Raw genomic sequence first — 6761 nt, forward strand, 5'->3', positions numbered from 1 at the left:
ATGCGGAAGGAAAGAAGAGAAAGCGGCATTTATATGATTCTAGAGGATTTCTTTCTCGCGAGAGTTTGCTGGATGATGATCAAAAAGTACTTTCCGAAACTTATTTCTCACCAAAAGGAAAAACATGTTTGGAAAAGGTTAATCATTATGACCAGAATAAAGTAGAAACAGAAATTCGAATACATCATAAAAAACAAAAATTATGTCTTAAAAATGAAGAGGATTTGATTACTCTTTTTCTCGATGAACTATTAACAAATCAGGATGTAGCGATTTCAGACAAAAATGTTCTTGTGGCTGCTTCATTATTGAAAGCTACAAAGGTAGGGAAAAGAATAGCTATTCTCCATAGTAAGCACTATTCAGGATTTGATCCGAAAATAGGAAATATATCTGGGGTCTATAAAGAAGTTTTTAATCATTTAGACCAATTCGATTCTATTGTATGTTCGACTGAACGGCAGAGAAATGATCTCGTCACTCGATTTGGTAATGAGAATAAGTTTGTCTGCATTCCAGTAGGAATTAGAAAAGATATACGTAAGAAAAGAGCAATTTTGAAGCAAGACATAACGATAAGACTCGGAGTTGTTGCACGATATTATGCAGAAAAAAGATTGGACCATGTGATCAAGGCGTTTAAAAAAGTGCATTCTCTTATACCAAATACAGAGTTACATCTTTTTGGTTTTGGTGATGCACGCGAGCGCTTTAAAACTGAAAAAGAGCTTATTCGTCTAACTAAGCAATTAAACCTAAGTGAGGCTGTAAAATTTCGGGGTTATTTAGTTGAGCTGGATGATGAATACAAGAAAATGCATGCCATCTTGTTAACAAGCAGCTATGAAGGATTTTGTTTGGCACTTTTAGAGGGGATTTCATATGGGATTCCAGCAATTTCTTATGATATCAATTATGGACCAAAAGAAATGATTGATTCGGGAACCTCTGGATATCTAGTGACAAATGGATGTATTGAGGAGTTAGCGGATAAAGTGATCGAGACCGTTAGTGATCCTTCTGAATATGCTGCTTTTTCAAAACGGTCCTTTGATAAATCAAAAGATTTTTCTAAGGAAATCATCAAGAACAAATGGAATCAACTAATTATTTAGAGAAGGGTATTGGACGAATGAATAACTTTCAAGGAATAAAAATTGATCTGAATACAGATAAACTATCAAATTGGATTGGAGTTCCAGTCATTTTCGAAGATAAAGGATTAGGTCCTCAATATATTATTTATACATTTTTAAAGTTGATGGAAACCAGAAAAATACTTCCAACAGACAAAATAACCATTGATAATTTTATTGAAAAGGAAGCTAAACTTGATGGTTCGCTATTCTTTTCTGAGGGAGAGGAGCATCTGGCCTTAGAATTGATTCAGTTAGCAATTATCACACAAAAGACTTCAACAATTTTCGCGTTGGTAAAAATGATAAAAGAAAAATCGAGAAAAAAAATTAGTTATTACTTTGATAAATACAAAACAGATACTCCGTCACCTTGTTTAGAGAATGTTTCCGGGAAAAAGACTTCTAAAGAACAATACTATATTATGGATGATTTGATTGCCCTTGGGAAAAAATTAGCAAGTCTAAGGTCAGAGTACTTGAAAATGTTAAGTACGACAGAAATGGTTTTTAAAAGTAAGCATATTTTATCGAGTAATTTTTCGGTTAAAAGCGGGAATCTGGATCAAGTATTGTCTTGGGATAACCCTTACAATGCCATGGGGATAAAAACTAATGGAGAAGACAGGCATTTGGTTATTGTGGTGAATGCACCAAATGTCTATACACGAGATTATTTGGTGGATTGTCTTTTATTCAATGAAAAGCCACTGTCAAAATCAGAGTATTTAGAAAGCAGAAAAGTAGATTATAGAATTGATGCTGAAAGCTTTAATCTGAATATTATTGGTGACACTTATCCCGGAGAGTTTTATTCAGATCGAAGGGCCAAGGTAAAACGATGGGACCCTTTGATTGAAGAGGGGTACGATTATTGTTTCAATCCTTTAAGAAAGTACTTAACAGAATCTACCCTAAATATCGCGAATTTTGAAGCTGCTCTTGTTGAAGATCGGATGAAATCCAGATTATGGGAGCTTAAAAAGTTTGTCTTAGGAGGTTATCCTGAACCAACAATCAACGCACTAAAAAATGCTAACATCCATTCTTTGTTATTAGCAAATAACCATTTAGCCGATTATGGAGAGGAAGGTGTTGTTTCAACGAAAAAAGCACTGATTGAAAACAATATTGCTTTCACGGGTATCGGAGAAAACATGAAAGAAGCGGCGAAGCCGTTGCGAATCAAGACGAGTAATCGTGAGATTGTCATCTTCAATGCTTATTGGTATCGACAAGGAAACTATCGTTATTTTGATTTTTATCCTGGTGTTGATCAAGCGGGAGTGAATTGTCTTGATGGTGTATTGCTTGAACAAGTACGGTGGGAAAAAGAACAGAATCCTGATAATTTTGTGATTGTATCACCGCATTGGGGTGTTGATTTTCTTATGACATCAAGACTACAAACTTATCTAGCTAAGAAAATCGTTCAGGCCGGAGCTGATTTAGTCATAGGTCATGGACCACATACGCTTCAAAAAATTGATGAAATTTCTGGCGTACCTATAATCTATAGCATCGGAAATGGATTTTTTAATAGCGATGGTGAATATGACGGTTATCCACAATCTGTGCCATATGGCATGATCGCTGAGCTAAAAGTCTGTAAAGAAAAAATGAAGCTTTGCCTAAGACCGATCTATTCAAATAATCGTGAAACGAAATGGCAGCCAGATTTTGTAAGCCAGCAAGATTTTTCTGAAGTGGTTCAATTTTTTGAACGTGAGGAATCAAATCTTACAAAGTGGGACACTAAAAGCAATTATCTAGAGCTGGAGATAAAATTTTAATCTGTGAAAGAGGAGAATAATTTGGTGATTAGATCCAAGAATTATAGGAAGAATGCTCTGCTTAGGAAATCAAAATTAGTTTTTACCTCAGAAAGAATTTTAAATAAAAGACCAAAGGGTAATCGCTGTTCTCCATGGGGAACGATGCATCTTCTATTATATTTGAAAATTTTACAAGACTTCGAAAGTGGTGAGCTATCTCCTGATCAAGAGGTTATTTTTCCAAAAGAAGTACAAAACGAGTTCGGTACTCTGAGATCAACAAAGAGTTTATGGGGTGAAAAGCGGCTTCTTTCTGAAATTCTAAATCAAGCAATATCGTTTAATGCACCAGATTGCATTACTGCATTATTTGCAGTCTATGATGGTTGGGAAAATACTAGAAAGAAGCTAAATCAATTAGCTGTTCAATTAAATGTGTCAGTTTTTTCAAGGCTGGCACCGACTGGCCGAAATAAGGAAACTCAACTTACTAATATTTATGACTATTACAAAATCGGATTAGCGTTCTTGGAGTTAAAGCCTATTAGTCATTACTTTATTAAAAATAGGACACATATCATACATGATAAGGTCTTGGATCCTCCAATGGATATGAACTTTGACAATACGATTATTTCCAGTATTTTTTGGGGAACGAAGCAAAATGATGGCTTCCTTTTTAAAAAAAATGGTCAAATAATTGAATGCAGTTTGGTGATCAATGGAGATTCAATAGAGGATACGGTCCAAACCGCGTTAAATGAAATAGAAATAGATGATGAATTTCTCTCGCATCAGCTTGAAGAGGAAAAAAGAAATGTTCCATTTAATGAATGGTTAAGTTCAAATTTTGAAGGATACTTCTTAAATGAAAAGTTATTAAAAAAACCACTTGAAGTAAATCATATGGCATTGGATATGCCTATGGTTGAAATTAGAGGAATGGAAAATGTGGGCATAGTATCGTTAAAAGCTGAACACTATCGTTCATTAATTCCCTATACTTCAAGAAATATTCATTCAAATACTGCCATTATGAATTCCAAAAGTAAAAATAGGATTTCTCTAATAATTACAGACGAACCAATAGTGGAGCTGCAAGAGACTATTCCACAATTCATTGTTCCGGAGACACTTCAATTTTGTCACGATTATATTTCCTATATGCGTGAGATATATAAGGGGAAGTTGATTGGAATTACGGGGAGTGCCGGGAAATCTTCTACAAGATTGATGATGAGTCATTTGCTGAAAGATGAAGGAAGCGTTTGGGAAAATTATTCGAACGCTAATCTTCACTACCCTACATTCAGCTTAAGCATGGAGATAAGTAATAATTATGATTTCATTGTTTTTGAGGGTGCAGCAGCGGCTATGAATTCACTTGGTTATGGGAATAATGCCTATCTTTGGAGGCCAGATGTCGCCATAATTACATCTTTTGGAAGTGCGCACGCCGCCACAGGTATAGAACGTAATCTCAGAGTAAAGAAACAGCTTTTTTATGGCGTCAAAGAAGGAGGTTATGCCGTCATTAATGGCGACATTGATCCAGAGTATTTGAGGGAATTTATTAAAACAGCGAAATCATTGAATTTGACAATCTATATGTACAGCATAGAAAATACAGGACTTGATTGCTACGTCAAAAACAAGAAGGTTATGAAATATGGAACAGAGGTAACATTCTCTCTATTTGAAAAAGAAGTCAGCTTTGTACTAAAAACGGACAGTGATGGACAAATTCAGAATGCTATGGGGTCATTGTTAGCTTTGGAATGTATCGGATTTTCAGCAGAAAAGCATGCTTATAAGTTTAGTGAGTATGAGAGCTTTGAGCGTATTTTAAAACCGAAGCAACAAAGAATCAATGGAGTTGAAATAACTTTGATTGATGATACCCACAATAGTTCTATCGAGGCAACAATCAATGGGATCAATCATTTTGCTAGTAAAAAGAAGTTTTATACAGGGACTAAGTTACTTGTTTTGGGAGAAGTAGCCGATCTTCAAGGTCAGAGTGTCATGCAACACAAGAGACTTGAACCAGCGATAAATGAGGCAAATGCTGATAAAGTGATTCTTTATGGAGAGCCATTCAAATCTGTTGAATTAGTTAGTCGTAATGTTGTTCACTGTGAAACAAAAGAGGATGTAGTACAAGAAATAAAAAAATCTATCACTGAAGATTCTTTGGTTTTCGTCAAGGGATCGGCAGGAATTAGATTCTATGATGTTGTGGATATGCTGGAAAAAGAGTCTATCAAACAAGAAGGAAATGTGAGGTGAAATTGTCAATGAGTCATTTATCATATGGTGAAAGATGTCTTAGTAGTATTCCGAATCAGATAAAAAACGCATGGTGGAATGATGGCCTTCAAAACTGGCCTATTAATTCAGGGCAAGTTTCTATTGTGGAAGACGAGTTAGGTTTCCCAAACTTAACGATGGATTCAACATTTTCTTCCCAAGTAAACCAAAAATTGGAGCTTCATCCCGGGCATACTTACTTCTTGATCTTTGATGTAAAAGTTGTGAAATATTTACGTGGATTATTCGGTGTTTATTTTAATGGAGCATTTAATAATTGTGATTCAGGAATAGGGCTTCGTCGCAAGAGTAAAAATGGGGATTATGAAACTGTTATTATAAATCTTGAGGCTTCAAAAGACTGGCACCAATCAAGAAACATGTTTGTGGGAAGTATCGGTTCTGCAAATGGAGCAGGTCAGATCAGGAAACTTTCATTGTACGATCTTACTGAGTTATATGGTTCAGGAAATGAGCCATCTGCAATGGAGTTTTATAAAGTCCTTCCTGCATTACAGGCTAGTGAAGCAACATATTTGACCGATAAGGATATCTTTTCATTCTTGTTATCAAGAAAATCCGTATCTAATAATGTGATTAATGGGCAAACTAAAAAGGATCCAGTTAAGGTTTTCATTGATGAAATGAATAAAAAAGCGATGGCGCTTGGATTGAGTCAAACTAGCTTTAAAAACGTTAATGGGTTTAGAGCGAAAGGGCAAATGACAACAGTGAAAGATTTTCTCAAACTTGGTTTGTTTGCGACAGGATTTAATGAGCTTCTAAACATTTGGGGAAAGAAAAAGCATGAGATGATCATTTCCGGTCATAACTCTAGATCTTTAACCATTAAAACTACGGTTCAGAATTCAGAATTAGAGCAACAATATATGCTTTTAGGTGGAAAAACAGGAACTGTCGGGGGTGAAATTCTAAATGTTACTGCTCTAGTTTCAGATGAAAGCAATAATCTTTATTTAAGTGTAATATTTGGAGCTAAGAGGGATAAGGACCGCTTTGAAGCCGTTAGAAGAATAGTGGATATGGCTAAATTAACAGATAGTGTTGGTAAAACAGAGTTATTCAATTTTCCAAATGCAGAAACAGCAGGAATTATAAAGATACCAAATGGAAATCCATTTTTTTACACAAATCAGCCGATAAAACTAATTTGTGAGAAGAATCCAGAGAAAGAAATCGAACCTGCGTCTCTAGTTAAAATAATGACCGCTATTTTACTTTTAGAAAATATCAAAGATCTACGTCAAGTAATCACCTTGATTCCATCAGATATTATAGGTGGGAGTGGACCTGAGTTGATTGCAGGTGATCAAGTTAGTCTTTTAGATATTCTACATTTATTATTATTGCCGAGCTCAAATACAGCAGCAAAAGTTATAGCTCGAGTAGTTGGTGAAAAATTACAATCTAAGTAGCTCAATGATACTCCCTGTAAATTGCTGGCTACGCTAACTAAGATAACAAGATTTAGTTCGGCATAGGGGACAGTTAAAAATATGTTTGAATACATGTGGTATCA

General features: G+C 35.2%; 4 protein-coding genes. All 4 read left to right on the forward strand.

From position 1 onward, the window contains the following. The coding region (locus A5875_RS17225; protein WP_176244742.1) for a glycosyltransferase at positions 1 to 1115 on the forward strand (1115 nt) is incomplete at its 5' end. A gap of 17 nt (positions 1116 to 1132) precedes the next feature. Continuing rightward, complete coding sequence (locus A5875_RS17230; protein ID WP_176244743.1) at positions 1133 to 2929, forward strand: CapA family protein; 1797 nt, start codon at positions 1133 to 1135, stop codon at positions 2927 to 2929. A gap of 24 nt (positions 2930 to 2953) precedes the next feature. Continuing rightward, the gene (locus A5875_RS17235; RefSeq protein ID WP_254911906.1) at positions 2954 to 5200 is read left to right on the forward strand and encodes a Mur ligase family protein; all 2247 of its coding nucleotides are present in this window, start codon (positions 2954 to 2956) and stop codon (positions 5198 to 5200) included. A gap of 8 nt (positions 5201 to 5208) precedes the next feature. After that, a complete protein-coding gene (locus A5875_RS17240; protein WP_141108359.1) occupies positions 5209 to 6657 on the forward strand; it encodes a serine hydrolase in 1449 nt (482 codons plus the stop codon). Positions 6658 to 6761 lie beyond the last annotated feature (104 nt).

The organism is Enterococcus sp. 3H8_DIV0648 (assembly GCF_002140655.1).
GTDB lineage: Bacteria > Bacillota > Bacilli > Lactobacillales > Enterococcaceae > Enterococcus_A > Enterococcus_A hulanensis.

Coding starts and splice junctions, on each gene's coding strand:
- A5875_RS17240 (WP_141108359.1), top strand. CDS start 5,209: ATGAGTCATTTATCATATGGTGAAAGATGTCTTAGTAGTATTCCGAAT.
- A5875_RS17230 (WP_176244743.1), top strand. CDS start 1,133: ATGAATAACTTTCAAGGAATAAAAATTGATCTGAATACAGATAAACTA.